The sequence below is a fragment of the Microbacterium sp. zg-Y1090 genome (genome assembly GCF_030246945.1).
GTDB lineage: Bacteria > Actinomycetota > Actinomycetes > Actinomycetales > Microbacteriaceae > Microbacterium > Microbacterium wangruii.
Map to the genome: position 1 here is coordinate 2,886,335 of NZ_CP126742.1, position 16,631 is coordinate 2,902,965.

Below are 16,631 nucleotides of genomic sequence, written 5' to 3' on the forward strand. Positions count from 1 at the left end.
CAGAGACCCGCTCCGGCGCTCGTAAACGAGCGGGAAGAGGCGGGTCGTGAAACGCTACTGGAAGGCTCGGACAGGGGCATTGCGGGCAAGAAGGACCAGAAGCCGCCCCGGCGTGTTTCTCGGGGCGGCTTCTGGTGCTGCGGCGGCGCTGATGGAGACCCGTCAGCCGCAGAGGTAATACCTGACGGTGTCGCCGCTGACCGTTGCCGACCAGGGGGCACCCAGAGCGCCCATCGAGCCACCACTGGTGGACGTGCCACCCCATCCGACCTGGTGTGAAGCGTAGAAGATCGCGTCGCACTGGTCGTAGGCGACGTAGTTCGCGCCCGTGGTGAACTTCGCGGGCGTCTTGACTGCACCGTGATCTATGTAGCCGCTGTCGGGAGCAGGCGCTGGCGCGGGAGCAGGCGCCGGCGCAGGAGCACCACCGCCACCAGAAGAACCACCAGACGCTCCTCCAGCTGAGCCGGCGCCGGTCGCACCTCCGGAGGACCCGCCGGCGCTTCCGCCGCGGTTGGTGGCGCCGCTCCCAGAGGAATCGCTTCGGCCCTGTGCCTGGCGGGTGGCTTCCTCGGCTGCGGCCTGTTCGGCGGCGACCGCGGCGTCGTGGGACGCCTTCATGGCGTCGGCGGCTCCCCGGTACCCAGCGAAGCGCTCGGCGGCTGGTGTCTCCTGGTCGCCGAGAGCCTTCACCGCAGCGCTGAAGCCCTGGCGTGACGCCTCGTCGGCTTTTTCCATGCCGGAGAGCGCCGAGCCGTACTCGAATGCGGAAGCGAGCACGGCATCCGTGAGCGGCTGCAGCGAGTCGAGGTGCTCGTCGATCGCCTCGGCCGCCTCGCGGAGAGAGGCGGTCCGGGTCTGGAGCTCGGCTGCCAGACCGAGCTGCTCCTCGGCGAGGGTGCGGATCTCGTCGGTGCTGTCCGGGGCCTCCCGGGTCTCTGCCGCGGGCTGAGGGGTCGGCTGCTCAGGCGCGACCGGCGCGCCAGCGTCGTCCAGCTCCAGGCTGGCGACGTCGAGCAGCTGGGCCAACGACGCCGCGAGCGTTTCGAGGGTTGAAGGGTCGCTCAGCAGGTCTCCGCGGGTTTCCTTGACGAAGCGTGCCGTCTCGTCATGCGCAGCGCTCGCACTCATGCGCGCGTCGAACAGCTTCTCTTCGGCTGCCGCGTGCGCGTCGTGGGCGGCGATGACGGCGCCGGTGGCGCGGTTCAGTTCCTCTGTGGCGTTGTTCCGGGCGATGGCCCCACCGACGACGGGCACGAGCGCGAGCACCAACGCGAGGATGGCGAAGCCGACGCCGAGGGTGATCCAGACCGGCTTCGGGACATGCGCGCTCAAGCGGGGCAGCTTGGACGATGGGGGTGAGGTCGACGGCTCAGCGTCGTTACTCGAGGTGCTCATGTGGGTTCCTGGGGTTGGGGGCTTGGTGGCAGTTGGGGCTGCGGCTGCCCCTGGGTGAAGACCCGCCCCCCGTCAGCGGAGAGGCGGGTCTGCGGCCTTGGCTCAGCGAGCGTTGGCGGGATCGATCTCCTGGTGCTCGACGATCCACTTCTGCAGGCGCGGGTACACCCAGAAGCTGTAGATGCCGAAGGTGATGAGCGTCAGCAGGAACCACTTGATCCACATGCCGAACAGACCCACCGACGAGCCGGTGAAGCGCAGGCGGCGACCGTTGACGTAGGTGTGCTTGCACTTCCAGCGGTAGGTCATCACGACCGCCCACGGGTAGCAGATGCCGAGAGTCAACACCGTGATCAGGAAGCCGCCGATGCCGACGCCGAGCCAGGTGGCGGCTCCGCCGTCGAAGCCGAAGTGCAGCTGCGTGGCGGCCGGAGCAGCCGGCGAGAACGAGTTGCGCTGGGCGGCGTGGGGCGCCACCACGGGCGGCTGGATCTCAGGAGTGGTCATGGTTCTCTTTCGGGTCGAGAGGCGCGAGCGCCATCGGGTAACCGGCAGCTTTGCCGGGGTGTTGCGCCGCGGCCGCCCCCGCAGCTTTGCGGAGGTGGCCATCGTCTGAGCCGGAAGCTCAGGAGGGACTATCGGCCGGATGTCGGCCGAGGTGCGCCACCGGGAGGTGTTGAACTCGGGCATTCGCGCGAGCAGGCGCCATTTGGGGCGAGAGCACATCATCGACAAAGGGAACTGGCAGCTCGGAGAGCGCGACTCGTACGACAGCATCCCCGCGATGCGTCGAGCCGACGCTATTGCGAAGTATCGGAGGCAGGTCCCCACAAAGCGTTACCGCTGCGTTACCGCTGCAGCCACGACCCAATGACGAAACCCCCGCGATCCCGGTGTTTCCAGGGGATCTGCGGGGGTTTCGGTGGCGGTGACGGTGGGATTTGAACCCACGGTAGGGGGTTACCCTACACAACTTTTCGAGAGTTGCACCTTCGGCCGCTCGGACACGTCACCGCGGACAATCGTACGCGAGACGGGCCACCGCCGCCAATCGAGCCGCCCGGGCAAGGACAGCCTCAACTTAATTGCCTGAGGCAACTACTGCGCGTAGAATCTGATCATGGACGGGACGACGGCGGACCCCACCCCCGAGGCGGTCCTCCTGACGTCGCTGACACAGTTGATGGCCCAGTGGGCCACCCTCACGCGGCAGGTTGCAGTCGCCCGTGAAGCGGGACTGAGCATCGATGCCGGCGACATCCGCCCCGTCTATACCCTGGGCCTGGTCGGCCCGATGCGCGCGGGCGACCTTGCCGCCGATCTGCGACTGACCAGGCCCACCATGAGCAAGCAGCTCGCCCGGCTCGAAGCGGCGGGCCTCGTGACCAGATCCGCCGACCGGGACGATGGGCGTGCCAGCATCGTCGCGCTCTCTCCGGAAGGCGAGCATGTCTTCGCTCTGCTGGTGAAGCGCGGCCGCGAGATGGTCGACGAGGCGCTTCAGGGGTGGGATGCCGCGGAGCGCAGCCGCTTCGCACACCTCACTTCGCGGTTCGTCGAAGCCGCGATCGGAGCCGACGCCGATCAGCCCGCTGCACCCACGTCCGACCATCCGTCGGCCTGAAGACGGCCCCACCCGGGCCCGGAACAAAGGAGGCAACCATGCCCCGCACCTATGTCGTCACCGGATCAGCATCCGGCATCGGCGCCACGACCGCGCGCATCCTGCAGGAGCGGGGCGAGCGCGTGATCGGCATCGACCTGCGAAACGCCGACATCGAGGCGGACCTCTCCACCCGTGAGGGTCGCGCCCAGGCCGCCGAGAAGGCCATCGACCTCGCCGGCGGCACCATCGACGCCGTCATCGCCTGCGCCGGCATCTCGGCGCCCATCGCCAAAACGATCTCGGTCAACTACTTCGGTGTCACCGAGCTGCTCGAGGCCCTCCTGCCGGCACTGCAGAAGTCCGAGGCGCCCCGCGCCGCCGTCGTCTCGTCGATGGCGTCCCTGCAGCCAAACTCGCCCGAGATGGTCGAGGCGGCCCTCGCAGGCGACGAGCCGCGTGCACTGGAGATCGCTGAAGGACTGGCCGCGCAGGGCCCGCAGATCGGGTATCTCGTCTACCCGTCCTCGAAGCGGGCGCTGTCGCGCTGGGTGCGTCGCGCGTCCGTCACTCCGACCTGGGCCGGCGCCGGCATCCCGCTGAACGCGGTGGCCCCCGGCACAGTCATCACCCCGATGACCGCCGAGCTGCTGAAGACGCCCGAAGGCGCCGCGATGGTGGATGCCGCGGTGCCCATGCCGCTGAACTACCACCAGTCCCCCGAGTCGATCGCGTACCTGCTGATCTGGCTCACCGGCCCCGAGAACACCCACCTCGCCGGCCAGGTCATCTACGACGACGGCGGCGCCGACGCGTCGCTGCGCGGCGATGACATCTGGAGCTGGGCAGACCCGCAGCACTGACCCGCCCGGGCCGACAGGACCAGGCGGGGGATGCCACCCCCCGGGCATCCCCCGCCTTTCCCCTGCGCCCGACGTCCGCGCCTTCCCGCGCCGCGCCCGCCCTTCCCGCGCCTCCGCGCCCGCCCTTCCCGCGCCTCCGCGCGCCGCTCCCGCGCCGCTCCGGTGTCACGAACCGCGGGTCGCACCCCCGCACACCCACCATCCGCGACACACGAGCAGCCCGCCGGGCGCGCCCGCCCGATCGCGCGCCGCTCCGGTGTCACGAATAACGGGTCACGCCCCCGCCCACCCACGATTCCCGACACACGAGCGACCCCCGGGCGCCCGCCCGCCCACCGCCGCCCCCGGCGCACCCGGCGCGGCCCGCGCGACCCCGCGCCGCTCCGGTGTCACGAACGGCGGGTCCGAGCCCGGCGACACCCGCCATACGCGACACACGAGCAGCGCGCGCACCGGACCCCCGCGGCTCAACCCAAGCCCGCGCGCGACCCGCGCGAGGGATAGCGTGTCGGCATGGCCGAGACCATGAACCGGCAGCAGCGCCTCGTCGTCACCATCGCGGTGCTCGCCTCGTTCGTCGCCTTCCTCGACGGCAGCATCGTCAACGTCGCCCTCCCCGCCATCGGCCGGGAACTCGGCGGCGGCCTCACCACGCAGCAGTGGACGGTCGACGCGTACCTCATCACCCTCGGCTCGCTGATCCTGCTGGCGGGCTCGGTCAGCGACGCCTTCGGGCGCATCCTGGTCATGCGCATCGGGCTGATCGGTTTCGGCGTGGCATCCGTCGCCATCGCCCTCGCCCCCGACCCGCTGCTGCTCATCGTGGCCAGAGCGGTGCAGGGCGCCGCGGGCGCGTTCCTCGTGCCAAGCTCGCTCGCCCTCATCACGTCCAGCATGCGCGGCCCACTGCAGGCGCACGCGATCGGGGTGTGGACGGCGCTGACGACCGCCGCCACCATCGCCGGCCCGCTCGTGGGGGGCCTGTTCGTCGACTACCTCTCATGGCGCTTCGCGTTCGTCATCAACGTCGTCCCCATCGCCGTCACGCTCTGGCTGCTCCCCCGGCTCGAGCTGCGCGACACCCGGCGAGAGGATGCCGGCATCGACTGGATCGGTGCGGCGCTATGCACCCTGGGCCTCGGCGGGATGGTCTTCGCGCTCATCGAGCAGCCGAACCTCGGCTGGGCCTCGCCCGCGATCTGGATGCCGCTGGCGGTCGGCGTGACCCTGTTCGCCGCGTTCCTGTGGCGGCAGCGCACGGCGCGGCATCCGATCCTCCCCCTCGGCCTTTTCGGGGTGCGCAATTTCTGGACGGGGAACGTGGCCACCGCGTTCATCTACGGCGCGCTTGCGCTGAACGGCTTCGTCGTCGGGGTGTACCTGCAGCAGGGCGCAGGACTCTCGGCGACCCTCGCGGGGCTGGCGAGCATCCCCACGACGGTGCTGCTCGTGCTGCTCAGCTCGCGGATGGGAGCGCTCGCGGGGCGGCTGGGTCCGCGCCTGTTCATGACGGTGGGCCCCTTCCTCATGGCCGCCGGGTCGCTGCTGCTTCTCACCGTGTCGGAGGACTTCGACTACTGGTGGCAGGTGCTGCCCAGCATGATCGTGTTCGGACTCGGCCTGGCGGTGACCGTGTCGCCCCTGACGGCGGCGATCCTCGGGGCGATCGAGCCCGCCCGCTCGGGCATCGCCTCGGCGGTCAACAACGCCGTCTCCCGCGTCGCCGGACTCATCGTCATCGCGACGCTGGCCGCGATCGTGGGCGGATCGCTCGACTTGGCGGGCTTCCACCGCGCGGCCGTCGCGACCGCCGTGCTCATGGCTGCGGGCGGCGTGGTGTCGTTCCTCGGCATCCGCACCCCTCGTCCGGCGACGACCGCGGAGGACGACCCGGCGGCCACATCCCCGTAGACACACCGCCGTTCACGGCACCCGTAGTCAGCGGGATCCGCCCCTGCCAGACTGGCCACATGACTGTGATCGAGAATTCGAAACTGACCGTCGTCGGCGCCGGCAGCGTCGGCTCCTCCACCGCCTACGCGGCGCTGATCCGCGGATCGGCTCGGCACGTCGCGCTGTACGACATCGCGGCGGAGAAGACCGAGGCCGAGGTGCTCGACCTCGCTCACGGCACCCAGTTCACGGGCACGAGCGACATCATCGGCGGCGCCGACATCTCCGTCGCCGAAGGCTCGCACGTCATCGTCATCACCGCGGGTGCCAAGCAGAAGCCGGGGCAGACGCGCATCGAGCTCGCCGGCACCAACGCCAACATCCTCCGGACGATGGTGCCGCAGCTGCTCGAGGTGGCCCCCAAGGCGGTCTTCGTCATCGTCACCAACCCCTGCGACGTGCTGACCGTGCTGGCGCAGGAGGCGACGGGGCTGCCGCCCGAGCGCATCTTCGCGTCGGGCACCGTGCTCGACACCTCGCGCCTGCGCTGGAAGCTCGCCCAGCGTGCGGGTGTCTCGTCGTCGAGCGTGCACGCGTACATCGTGGGCGAACACGGCGACACCGAGTTCCCGCTGTGGTCGAAGGCCTACATCGGCACGGTGCCGATCCTCGATTGGGAGACCGAGGGCCACCCGCGCATGACGGTGGACGAGCTCGACCAGATCGCGGTGGACGTGCGCGACGCGGCGTACAAGGTCATCCAGGGCAAGGGCGCCACGAACTACGCCATCGGCATCACCAGTGCGCGCATCGTCGAGGCGATCCTGCATGACGAGCACGCCGTCATGCCGGTCTCCGCCGTTCTGGACGACTTCCACGGCGTCTCCGGCGTCGCGCTCTCGGTGCCCTCCATCATCAGCGCCGCGGGCGCCAAGCCCATTCGCGAGACCTCGTTCTCACCCAGCGAGCTGGGGCTCTTCCGTCGCTCGGCCGACGCGCTGCGCCGCGTGGCCGACGACTTGCGGGAGTGAGTCACCGCCGGCGAGGGAGCCGCTGAGAGGGGCGGATGCCGCCGCTGTCGGTGGCGGCGATTAGCCTTGCCGCATGGCCACACGACGCCCCACGACAGCTGCACCGTACCGATGCACGGAATGCGGCTGGACGACCCTGAAGTGGGTCGGCCGCTGCGGCGAATGCCAGCAGTGGGGCACCGTCGTCGAGTCGGGCGAGCAGACCGGCATCACCCGCACCGTCACTCCGGTGGCGCCAGGCGCCGCACGCGCGGCACGGCCGATCACGCAGGTCCAGACGCAGGAGGCGTCCCGCACCACGAGCGGCATCGGCGAGTTCGACCGCGTGCTCGGAGGCGGGCTCGTGCCGGGAGCGGCGATCCTCCTCTCCGGCGAGCCCGGTGTGGGCAAGTCCACGCTGCTCACCGAGGTCGCGGCGCAGAGCGCCCGGGTCGGGCGTCGCGTGCTCTACGTCAGTGCCGAGGAGTCGCTCGGGCAGGTGCGCCTGCGTGCCGAGCGCACCGGAGCCCTGCACGACGAGCTGTACCTGGCCAGTGAGACGGACCTCGCCACGATCCTCGGCCACGTCGACGAGGTGCAGCCGCAGCTGCTCATCGTGGACTCGGTGCAGACGGTGTCGTCCTCGCTGTCCGACGGCTTGGCGGGCCACCCCGGGCAGGTGCGAGAGGTGGCATCCACCCTCATCCGCGTCGCGAAGGAGCGCGATCTCCCCGTCATCATCGTCGGGCACGTCACGAAGGACGGCTCCATCGCGGGGCCTCGCATCCTCGAGCACCTCGTCGACGTCGTGTGCCATTTCGAGGGTGACCGCCAGACGTCGCTGCGCTTCGTGCGCGCTCTGAAGAACCGGTTCGGCGCGACCGATGAGGTGGGCTGCTTCGACATGACGGGGTCGGGCATCGCCGAGGTGGCCGACCCGAGCGCGCTGTTCCTCGGGCACGGCTCGCGCGAGGCCGGCACCTGCGTGACGGTTGCGCTCGAGGGCCGCCGGGCGCTGCCTGTGGAGGTGCAGGCCCTCACCATGGCCACGGGCGCGCCCAACCCCCGGCGCATCGTCAGCGGGGTCGACGGCGCGCGCGTCGCGATGATCCTGGCGGTGCTGGAGAAGAAGGGCGGGATCACGGTCTCCAACCAGGATGTCTACGTGTCCACGGTCGGAGGCGTTCGGCTCACCGAGCCGGCCGCCGACCTCGCCATCGCCCTGGCCGTGGCCAGCGCCGTGAGCGACCGGCCGTTGCCGTCCAAGCTCGCCGCGATCGGGGAGCTCAGCCTCGCCGGCGAGATCCGCGCGGTCACCCAGACCGAGCAGCGGCGCAGCGAAGCGGCACGGCTCGGCTACCGCACGGTGCTCGACGCGTCGTCCAAGACGCTGCGCGATGCCCTGCGCGACCTGCCGCGGCTGCACCGCATTGAGGCAGGCGACGAGCCGTCGTTCTGACAGCGGCGGCCGCGGGGGGCTACGCGCCGTGACGCCTCACGCGTCGAGCGCGGCGATGAGGTCGGCGGGGGATGCCTGCATCGGGTGGGGCCCGGCGATATCGAAGAAGACGGTCGTGATGCGGTCCTGGTGCGTGGCGAGGAACTCCCGCAGCCACGCCGGCGACTGCAGCGCGACGCCCGGGGGCAACGTGGCGGGCTTGTGCGTCGCGTCGCTGAACAGCAGCAGCGCGAGCTCGCCGGAGTTCGGGTCGCGGTAGGTCCAGACCTCGCCGACGTCCAGCGGGTTGTCGCGTGCTCCCGGACGCATGAGGGGCACCACGGTGGGTCCGTGGCGCAGGGCGAACGCGACCGCCGCCATGTCCTGGGTCTGCAGGGCATCGCTCAGCTGCGGGTTGCGGAAATGCTCCGCGCCGACGGGCTTCGTCTTCTTCTTGCGGACCATCCCCCCAGCGTACCGAGCACAAGAAGGGGCCCTCTCGGGCCGCCCATTGGGGACTGGGGGACTCGAGAGGGCCCAACGCTCACTGCCGCTGGGTTTCCCGGTGTGGGGCCTTGGGGAAAGCCTCACTCAACTGCTGGGGACAGAGGGGGACAACGTGCAGGAACTGATCTCAAGATTAGTCCAAGCCCCCCAACCCAGGTGTCCCCTCTTTGGGGGACATCGATGAGAATTCCCTCAGATTCGCCGACGTGAGGAAGGTGGTGGACCGCTCAGCGACGCATCACTGCAGGAGGAACTGCGCGCTCCCGGCGGATTGCACCCCACCGATGGCCACCTTCAGGTGGAACGACGACCCACCGCCGGGGGCGACGGGCCGGTCGGTGTCGCCGCACGTCGAGACCGACGAGCGGGTGCGGTCCCACGTGAGCGGGGTGGCGCTGGACACCGTCTGCCCGGCGTCGATCGTGACGGTCTGATCGCTCGGCTCGCTCTGGCAATCGGTCGATCGCCACCAGACGTCGTCGCCGCTGCTGATCGTGAAGACCTGCGTCGTCGTGCCCACGTTCATGGTGCACGCCACGCCGCCGGTGTTGGTCAGCGAGATGGACAGCTGCGGGTTCTCACCGGCCGGGTAGGACTGCTTGTCGGTCACCGCGGCGACCTCCACCATCCCCGACGTGCACTCCCCGACCGCATCGGAACCCGCGTCCGGGTCCTCGGGCACCTCGGCATCCGGTGTGGCCTCTTTCGGCGGTGCCGAGGTCGTGGGCGCAGGGGTCGGTGCCGGAGACGACACCGCGGGGGTGGGCTCCGGGCGCGGCCCGGTCTCGGCGGCATCGGCGTTCCAGGGCTGCCACACCAGCAGCACCACCCCGGCGATGACGAGAAGGAGAGCGAGCAGCACCGTCAGACGGCGGCGGCGGTAGACGGCAGGGGTGGGCCGGCGGCGGACGGGCTCGGACATGATCCCAGGCTACGTCGCGACCCCGGCGGGTCGGCGTCGGGCGCGCCCGCTACAGCCGCTTGAGCATGCGCGTGTTGCCCAGGGTGTTCGGCTTGACGTGAGCGAGGTCGAGGAACTCCGCGACACCCTCGTCGCGGCTGCGCAGCAGCTGCCAGTAGACATCGGGGTCGACGACGTGCTCGCCGATGGGCTCGAAGCCGCGGGCGACGAAGAAGTCCACTTCGAAGGTCAGGCAGAAGAGCCGGGACAGACCGAGCCGTCGGGCATCCTCCTCGAGCCGCTCCACGATGGCGCGGCCGACACCGCGGTGCAGCCAGTCGTCCACCACGATGAGCGTGCGGACCTCCCCGAGGTCCTCCCACATGACGTGCAGTGCGCCGCAGCCGACCAGGCGGCCATCGGCCTCGGCGACCACGAACTGCTGCACGGACTCGTACAGCACGACGATGTCCTTGCCGAGGAGAATGCGCCGCTGCACGTACGGGTCGAGCATTTCCAGGATGCCGCGCACGTCGGAGGTGCGGGCCGGACGCACGGTGAAGCTGCTCACTCTTCCAGCCTATGCCGCTCACGCGCGGCGACGCCGGGCGGCGGCTGAGCGTGCGGCTCCGGTAAGTTCGTACCGCGCGCTCTCCCCGGAGCCGCTCACCACGATGCGAGGAGGTGCGCAGACGTGAGTGTGCTGCGCGACTACGCCACGACGGTGACCCAGCCGACGCTCCCGTTCGCCGTTCCGTCGCGGGATGGCCGGGACGACATGACCCGCTACGACGAGGTGGTCGCCCCCGACGGCGGCCTGCGCCCCGCCTGGAAGTCCATGGCCGACCTGGCGCTCGCTCTCACCCCCGACGAGCTGCGCCGTGTCGAAGGCGAGATCACCCGCTTCCTCGCCGACGACGGAGTGACCTACGTGCGCCCCGACGGCGGCGCCCAGCCATGGCAGCTCGACCCCATGCCCCTGGTCATCGACGCCCCCGAGTGGGCGCGCCTCGAGATCGGCCTCGCCCAGCGCGCCGAACTGCTCAACGCCGTGCTCAGCGACCTGTACGGCCCCCAGACGCTGCTGGCATCCGGTGTCGTGCCGTCGGCGTGCGTCTTCGGCCACTCCGGCTTCGCGCGCCCCGTCGCGCGCCCCGGTGTCGTCGACACCCAGCCGCTGCTGCTGTCGGCCACCGACCTCGGCCGCGATGCGCGCGGGGAGTGGCACGTGCTCACCGATCGCGTGCAGGCACCCTCGGGCCTCGGCTTCGCGATGGAGAACCGTCGCGTCATCGCGCAGGTGCTGCCCGATCTCTATCAGGGCAGCGACCTGCACCGCATGGAGCCGTACTTCTCCGCCCTGCGCGCGGCGCTGCTCGACAGTGCCCCGGGCGTGGCATCCCCTCAGGTCGTCGTGCTCTCCCCCGGCCCTCACTCCGAGACGGCCTTCGATCAGGCGTTCCTCGCGAACGCATTGGGCATGCCGCTCGTGCAGGGCAGCGACCTGGTGGTGCGCGACGGCTGGGTGTGGATGAAGCCCGCCGGCTGGCCGCGCACCGCACCGCGGGAGCGCGTGGACGTCATCGTGCGGCGGGTGGATGCCGAGTGGTGCGACCCGCTGGAGCTGCGGGCCGACTCGCGCCTGGGCGTCGCGGGGCTGGCCGAGGCGGTTCGCCGCGGCCATGTGCGCTTGGTCAACGGCCTGGGTGCGGGCGTGCTGGAGAACCCGGGTCTCATGCCCTTCCTCCCCGCCGCCTGCGAGCGCCTGCTCGGCGAACAGCTGCGCCTGCCGTCGGTGCCGACACTGTGGTGCGGCGACCCCGAGGCGCGGCAGCAGGTGCTGGAGCGTCTCGCCGCCGACGACCCCGCGCTGATCGTGCGCGCGATCGACGAGCCGCGGGCGACCCTGGCCGCCGCGTCGCCGGCCGAGCTGCGCGCGCGCATCCTCGCCGAGCCGCACCGCTTCGTCGGGCAGGAGCTGCTGCCCCTGTCACAGGCGCCGGTGTGGGCCGATCGCGCGCGGGCCGAGGCCTGGCCGGTGGTCTTCCGCAGCTTCACCCTGCGTTACGGGTCCGCCTACCGGCCGCTCGTCGGCGGGCTCGCGACCGTGCTCGCCGACGCGGACAGCGGTCCCGTCACCAAGGACGTGTGGGTGCTGAAGGCGACGCAGGATGACCCCGATCAGGGGCTGATCGAGAGCGCGCCACCGACCATCAGCCCGACCGTGCCACCGCTGGCTCCGCGGGCGCTCGCGGACATGTTCTGGGTGGGCCGCTACGCCGAGCGCGCCGAGGACCTGCTGCGCCTGCTGCTGACCACGCACCACCAGCTCGAGCAGCTGAGCCGGCGTCCCACCTCGCAGGCCGCCGAGAGCACCGACGTGCTGCGGGGGGCGCTGCGGCGCCTGGCCGGCGACGCGGGTCCTGATGCGGATGCCGAGCTGCGCGCCCTGCTGCTGGATGCCACGCGCACCGGTGGCGCCGCCCACGCCCTGGCCCACCTCCGCGAGTCGCTGATGGGCGTGCGCGACCAGCTCTCGGGAGACACCTGGCGGGTGTTCTCCGCCATCGACCGTGCCACCCGGGCGCTGCGGGCGTCGCCGCACGCCCACCGCACCGCCGAATCGGCCGGGCGGATGCTGACGGCGATCCTGTCCCTGCAGGGGGTTACGGCGAGCATGATGCGCGACCCCGGCTGGCACATGATCGAGGCGGGGCGCAGCCTCGAACGGGCGCTGCAGCTGTGCCATCTGCTCGTGGCCACCGCCACACGCCGCCGCGACTACCGAGCCGACCGCGAAGTGCTGGAGGCGACGCTGACCGCGTCGGAGAGCATCGTCACCTATCGACGCCGTTACCGCGGGTCGGTGCGCACCGCCGATGCCCTGGAGCTGCTGCTGCTGGACGGCGGCAACCCCCGGTCGCTGACGTTCTGCCTCGCCGCGCTGCGCGGCCACCTCGCGGCGATGCCGGCATCCACCGGATCCACCCGCCCCGAGCGCCTGCTCGAGCACCTGGAGACGGCGCTCGACCACGTCGACGTGGCGGTGCTCACCGCGCCCGACGGTGAGCACCGCCCCGCGCTCACCGAGTTCCTCGTCGACGTCATCGCGCAGCTCGAGCAGCTCGCCGATTCCGTCGCACACGTGCACTTCGAAAGCGGTCCGCCGCCGCTGCCGCTGTCGGAGCTGGCGCTCGTCGAGGAACGGGCCGGCGCATGAGATACCGCGTCTGGCACCGCACCACCTACACGTACAGCGACGAGGTCGAAGACAGTGTGGGACTGTTCCATCTCGTTCCCCGTGCTCTCCCCGGGCAGCGCGTGCACGGCCACCAGGTGACCGTCTCGCCCCAGCCGGGAGACGTCGACCGCGACGTCGACTACTTCGGCAACGGCGCCACCTACTTCCACGTCATCGAGCCGCACAGCACCCTCGTGATCGAGGCCGCCAGCGACATCGAGGTCGACCCTCCCCGCTATGACAGCGACGCCCTCGCCCAGCCGTGGGAGAACGCGCGGCCGCTGCTCAACGGCGCCGACCCGGGCGCCTGGCAGGCGGTGGAGTACGCGCTGCGATCGCCGCGGGTGGCGCACGAGCCCGAAGCGGCCGCGTACGCCGCGGCATCCCTCACGCCCGGTCGTCCGCTGGGCGAGGCCGTCACCGATCTGATGCAGCGCATCCACGCCGACTTCGCCTACGACAGCACCGCCACCACCGTCACCAGCACGGTCGCCGACGTGCTCGCCACCCGCGCCGGGGTCTGCCAGGACTTCGCGCACCTGGCGCTCGCGTGCCTGCGCGCCCACGGCGTCGCCGCCCGCTATGTCAGCGGGTACCTCGCCACCCAGCCGCCGCCCGGAAAGCAGCGTGTGTTCGGCGCCGATGCCTCGCACGCCTGGCTGGCCGTCTGGATGCCGGGCACCGACCAGTGGCTGGCGATCGACCCCACCAACGACCAGTGGGCGAACGACCGGTACGTCACCGTGGCGTGGGGCCGCGACTACGGCGACGTGTCGCCGGTGAAGGGCATCATCTTCACCGAGGCGAAGAACTCCACCCTGCGGGTGCAGGTCGACGTCGCCCCGGTCGCCGACGCACCGGTCCCCGTCGTCCCGACCGCAGGCTGAAACGACGAGAGCGGATGCCGGGTGGCATCCGCTCTCGTGTCGATCTCGTGGTGCGGTGGTTACTCCGCGCCGGCGATCATGTCGGGCGTCGCCGAGATCTCGCCGGCGGTGCCCACTCCGATGGCCACCTTCTCGCCGCGCGGGGCGCTCTCGAAGGTGAATCCGTTGGCGTCGGAACCGACCTTCACGTGGTCGCCCGCGTTCAGCTGACCGTGCAGGATGCGCTCGCTGAGCTGGTCCTCGATCTCGCGCTGCATGGCGCGGCGCAGCGGCCGGGCACCGAGGGTCGGGTCGAAGCCGATCTCGATGAGCCGGTCGGTCGCCTCGGGCGACAGCTCCACCGTCATGTCACGGTCGAGCAGGCGCTCGGCCAGCCGCTTGGTGAACAGGCCGACGATCTGGCGAAGCTCGTCCTTGTTCAGCTGCGGGAACACGATGATGTCGTCGAGGCGGTTGAGGAACTCGGGCTTGAAGTGACGCTTCAGCTCCTCGTCGACCTTGCCCTTCATGCGGTCGTACGAGGTCTGGGCGTTGCCCTCGACCTGGAAGCCGACCGGGCCGCCTGCGATCGCCGACGAACCGAGGTTCGTCGTCATGATGATCACGGTGTTCTTGAAGTCGATGACACGACCCTGACCGTCGGTCAGGCGTCCCTCCTCCAGGATCTGCAGCAGCGAGTTGAAGATGTCGGGGTGCGCCTTCTCGATCTCGTCGAAGAGCACGACCGAGAACGGCTTGCGCCGCACCTTCTCGGTCAGCTGGCCGCCCTCTTCGAACCCGACGAAGCCGGGAGGGGCTCCGAACAGGCGCGAGACGGTGTGCTTCTCGCCGAACTCGCTCATGTCGAGCGAGATCAGGGCGCCCTCGTCGTCGAAGAGGAACTCCGCCAGCGCCTTGGCCAGCTCGGTCTTTCCGACGCCCGTGGGGCCGGCGAAGATGAACGAGCCGGAGGGACGCTTGGGGTCCTTCAGGCCGGCGCGCTGACGACGGATCGTGCGCGACAGCGCCGCGATCGCCTCGTCCTGACCGATGACGCGCTGGTGCAGCGCCTTCTCCATGAAGACGAGCCGGCTGGACTCCTCCTCGGTCAGCTTGAACACCGGGATGCCGGTGGCCTGCGCGAGCACCTCGGCGATCAGGCCCTCGTCGACCACCGCGTGGCTGGCGACGTCACCCGAGCGCCACTGCTTCTCCAGGCGCAGACGCTCGGCGAGCAGGGACTTCTCCTCGTCGCGCAGAGCTGCGGCCTTCTCGAAGTCCTGGTCCTCGCTGGCGCGCTCCTTGTCCTCGCGGACCTTGGCGATCTTGTCGTCGAACTCGCGCAGCTCCGGCGGGCTCGACAGGATCGACAGACGCAGGCGGGCGCCGGCCTCGTCGATCAGGTCGATGGCCTTGTCGGGGAGGAACCGGTCGCTGACGTAACGGTCGGCGAGGTTGGCCGCCGCGACGATCGCGCCGTCGGTGATCTGCACCTTGTGGTGCGCCTCGTAGCGGTCGCGCAGCCCCTTCAGGATGTTGATCGCGTGGGGCAGGCTCGGCTCAGCGACCTGGATCGGCTGGAAGCGGCGCTCCAGCGCGGCATCCTTCTCGAAGTGCTTGCGGTACTCGTCGAGCGTGGTCGCGCCGATGGTCTGCAGCTCACCGCGGGCGAGCAGGGGCTTCAGAATGGATGCCGCATCGATCGCGCCCTCGGCTGCACCGGCACCGACGAGGGTGTGGATCTCGTCGATGAACACGATGATGTCGCCGCGGGTGCGGATCTCCTTGGTGACCTTCTTCAGGCGCTCCTCGAAGTCACCGCGGTAGCGGGACCCGGCGATGAGCGACCCGAGGTCCAGCGAGTAGACCTGCTTGTCCTTCAGGGTCTCGGGCACCTCGTTCTTGACGATCGCCTGTGCGAGGCCCTCGACGACGGCGGTCTTGCCGACGCCGGGCTCACCGATGAGAACGGGGTTGTTCTTCGACCGGCGGGAGAGGATCTGCATGACCCGCTCGATCTCCTTCTCGCGCCCGATGACAGGGTCGAGCTTGTTGTCGCGGGCGGCCTGGGTGAGGTTGCGCCCGAACTGGTCGAGCACCGCCGATCCACCCTGGGCGGGCGCGTTCTGCTCGCCGGGGCCGGCGGCGACGCCGGCGGGTTCCTTGCCCTGGTAGCCGCTGAGCAGCTGGATGACCTGCTGGCGCACCTTGTTCAGGTCGGCGCCGAGCTTGACCAGCACCTGCGCGGCCACGCCCTCACCCTCGCGGATGAGGCCGAGCAGGATGTGCTCGGTGCCGATGTAGTTGTGGCCCAGCTGCAGGGCCTCGCGCAGCGACAGCTCGAGCACCTTCTTGGCACGCGGCGTGAACGGGATGTGTCCCGTCGGCTGCTGCTGGCCCTGCCCGATGATGTCCTGCACCTGCTCGCGCACCGCGTCGAGCGAGATACCGAGCGACTCCAGCGCCTTGGCGGCGACACCCTCGCCCTCGTGGATGAGGCCGAGCAGGATGTGCTCGGTACCGATGTAGTTGTGGTTGAGCATCTTCGCCTCTTCTTGGGCGAGCACAACCACACGACGGGCACGGTCCGTGAATCTCTCGAACATCGTCGACTCCTCCAAGCGCACAGTTCTGGCGCTTACAAAAAAGGGTAACGACCGGGGAGGGCCGGTATGCCCGTGTTCGCCACGGGCGGATGCCGCGCGGGCGGCGAGACGGCCACTCGGACGGATGCCGTGAGGGCGGCGGGGCGGCTGCGCGGGCGGATGCCGCGCCACCGCTTCGCCGCCGCCCCGCCGCCGCTTCGCCACCGCTCCGCCGCCGCCCCGCCGCCGCTTGACGCACATATCGAGAATCGATAACATAACGGCTATCGATATTAACGATCTTCGTTATGGAGGAAGCATGTCGC

13 protein-coding genes and 1 tRNA gene are annotated in these 16,631 nt (G+C 70.4%); 7 read left to right on the forward strand and 7 right to left on the reverse strand.

Annotated elements, in window-relative coordinates; translation table 11 throughout:
- Positions 1-162: 162 nt before the first annotated feature.
- The 3 genes from QNO26_RS13500 to QNO26_RS13510 form a co-directional block, all read right to left on the reverse strand.
- Positions 163-1,398, reverse strand: a complete 1,236-nt coding sequence (locus QNO26_RS13500) for a hypothetical protein (RefSeq protein WP_257638651.1) — start codon at positions 1,396-1,398, stop codon at positions 163-165.
- 102 nt (positions 1,399-1,500) lie between these two features.
- A complete protein-coding gene (locus QNO26_RS13505) occupies positions 1,501-1,905 on the reverse strand; it encodes a DUF898 family protein (RefSeq protein ID WP_257533729.1) in 405 nt (134 codons plus the stop codon).
- Between the two features lie 416 nt (positions 1,906-2,321).
- A tRNA-Ser gene (locus tag QNO26_RS13510) sits at positions 2,322-2,412 on the reverse strand.
- 106 nt (positions 2,413-2,518) lie between these two features.
- Here QNO26_RS13510 and QNO26_RS13515 point away from each other — a divergent pair.
- The 5 genes from QNO26_RS13515 (at position 2,519) to radA (ending at position 8,226) form a co-directional block, all read left to right on the forward strand.
- Positions 2,519-3,022 carry a MarR family winged helix-turn-helix transcriptional regulator gene (locus QNO26_RS13515; RefSeq protein WP_257533730.1) on the forward strand — a complete coding sequence of 168 codons (504 nt, stop codon included), beginning with the start codon at positions 2,519-2,521 and terminating at the stop codon, positions 3,020-3,022.
- A 38-nt stretch (positions 3,023-3,060) separates the two neighbouring features.
- A complete protein-coding gene (locus tag QNO26_RS13520; protein WP_257533731.1) occupies positions 3,061-3,864 on the forward strand; it encodes an SDR family NAD(P)-dependent oxidoreductase in 804 nt (267 codons plus the stop codon).
- Positions 3,865-4,377: 513 nt separating this feature from the next.
- Positions 4,378-5,775, forward strand: coding sequence for an MFS transporter (locus QNO26_RS13525; RefSeq protein WP_257533732.1), 1,398 nt, complete (start codon positions 4,378-4,380; stop codon positions 5,773-5,775).
- 59 nt (positions 5,776-5,834) lie between these two features.
- Positions 5,835-6,788: an L-lactate dehydrogenase gene (locus tag QNO26_RS13530; protein ID WP_257533733.1), complete on the forward strand. Its 954-nt coding sequence runs from the start codon at positions 5,835-5,837 to the stop codon at positions 6,786-6,788.
- Between the two features lie 73 nt (positions 6,789-6,861).
- A complete protein-coding gene (gene radA / locus QNO26_RS13535) occupies positions 6,862-8,226 on the forward strand; it encodes a DNA repair protein RadA (RefSeq protein ID WP_257638650.1) in 1,365 nt (454 codons plus the stop codon).
- A gap of 36 nt (positions 8,227-8,262) precedes the next feature.
- On the opposite strand, the gene QNO26_RS13540 is transcribed toward radA, so the two are convergent.
- The 3 genes from QNO26_RS13540 to QNO26_RS13550 all read right to left on the reverse strand — a co-directional run bounded on the left by QNO26_RS13540 (position 8,263) and on the right by QNO26_RS13550 (position 10,184).
- Entirely contained in the window at positions 8,263-8,670 is a 408-nt protein-coding gene (locus tag QNO26_RS13540; RefSeq protein WP_257533735.1) for a dehydrogenase, read from the reverse strand.
- Between the two features lie 280 nt (positions 8,671-8,950).
- Positions 8,951-9,634, reverse strand: a complete 684-nt coding sequence (locus QNO26_RS13545; RefSeq protein ID WP_257533736.1) for a hypothetical protein — start codon at positions 9,632-9,634, stop codon at positions 8,951-8,953.
- Between the two features lie 49 nt (positions 9,635-9,683).
- Positions 9,684-10,184, reverse strand: a complete 501-nt coding sequence (locus tag QNO26_RS13550) for an amino-acid N-acetyltransferase (protein WP_257533737.1) — start codon at positions 10,182-10,184, stop codon at positions 9,684-9,686.
- A 123-nt stretch (positions 10,185-10,307) separates the two neighbouring features.
- Between QNO26_RS13550 and QNO26_RS13555 the strand changes: the two genes are divergently transcribed.
- Together QNO26_RS13555 and QNO26_RS13560 are read left to right on the forward strand one after the other, a co-directional pair.
- A complete protein-coding gene (locus QNO26_RS13555) occupies positions 10,308-12,833 on the forward strand; it encodes a circularly permuted type 2 ATP-grasp protein (RefSeq protein ID WP_257638649.1) in 2,526 nt (841 codons plus the stop codon).
- Positions 12,830-13,741: a transglutaminase family protein gene (locus QNO26_RS13560; RefSeq protein WP_257533739.1), complete on the forward strand. Its 912-nt coding sequence runs from the start codon at positions 12,830-12,832 to the stop codon at positions 13,739-13,741. The genes QNO26_RS13555 and QNO26_RS13560 overlap by 4 nt, the downstream gene beginning before the upstream one ends.
- A gap of 59 nt (positions 13,742-13,800) precedes the next feature.
- Here QNO26_RS13560 and QNO26_RS13565 read toward each other — a convergent pair whose 3' ends face one another.
- On the reverse strand, positions 13,801-16,326 hold the full coding sequence (locus QNO26_RS13565; RefSeq protein ID WP_257533740.1) for an ATP-dependent Clp protease ATP-binding subunit: 2,526 nt from the start codon (positions 16,324-16,326) through the stop codon (positions 13,801-13,803).
- Between the last annotated feature and the right edge of the window lie 305 nt (positions 16,327-16,631).

What these genes read in the sequence shown, in the direction of transcription:
- QNO26_RS13500 (WP_257638651.1), bottom strand. Translation starts at nt 1,398, where the DNA reads ATGAGCACCTCGAGTAACGACGCTGAGCCGTCGACCTCACCCCCATCG.
- QNO26_RS13505 (WP_257533729.1), bottom strand. Translation starts at nt 1,905, where the DNA reads ATGACCACTCCTGAGATCCAGCCGCCCGTGGTGGCGCCCCACGCCGCC.
- QNO26_RS13515 (WP_257533730.1), top strand. Translation starts at nt 2,519, where the DNA reads ATGGACGGGACGACGGCGGACCCCACCCCCGAGGCGGTCCTCCTGACG.
- QNO26_RS13520 (WP_257533731.1), top strand. Translation starts at nt 3,061, where the DNA reads ATGCCCCGCACCTATGTCGTCACCGGATCAGCATCCGGCATCGGCGCC.
- QNO26_RS13525 (WP_257533732.1), top strand. Translation starts at nt 4,378, where the DNA reads ATGGCCGAGACCATGAACCGGCAGCAGCGCCTCGTCGTCACCATCGCG.
- QNO26_RS13530 (WP_257533733.1), top strand. Translation starts at nt 5,835, where the DNA reads ATGACTGTGATCGAGAATTCGAAACTGACCGTCGTCGGCGCCGGCAGC.
- radA (WP_257638650.1), top strand. Translation starts at nt 6,862, where the DNA reads ATGGCCACACGACGCCCCACGACAGCTGCACCGTACCGATGCACGGAA.
- QNO26_RS13540 (WP_257533735.1), bottom strand. Translation starts at nt 8,670, where the DNA reads ATGGTCCGCAAGAAGAAGACGAAGCCCGTCGGCGCGGAGCATTTCCGC.
- QNO26_RS13545 (WP_257533736.1), bottom strand. Translation starts at nt 9,634, where the DNA reads ATGTCCGAGCCCGTCCGCCGCCGGCCCACCCCTGCCGTCTACCGCCGC.
- QNO26_RS13560 (WP_257533739.1), top strand. Translation starts at nt 12,830, where the DNA reads ATGAGATACCGCGTCTGGCACCGCACCACCTACACGTACAGCGACGAG.
- QNO26_RS13565 (WP_257533740.1), bottom strand. Translation starts at nt 16,326, where the DNA reads ATGTTCGAGAGATTCACGGACCGTGCCCGTCGTGTGGTTGTGCTCGCC.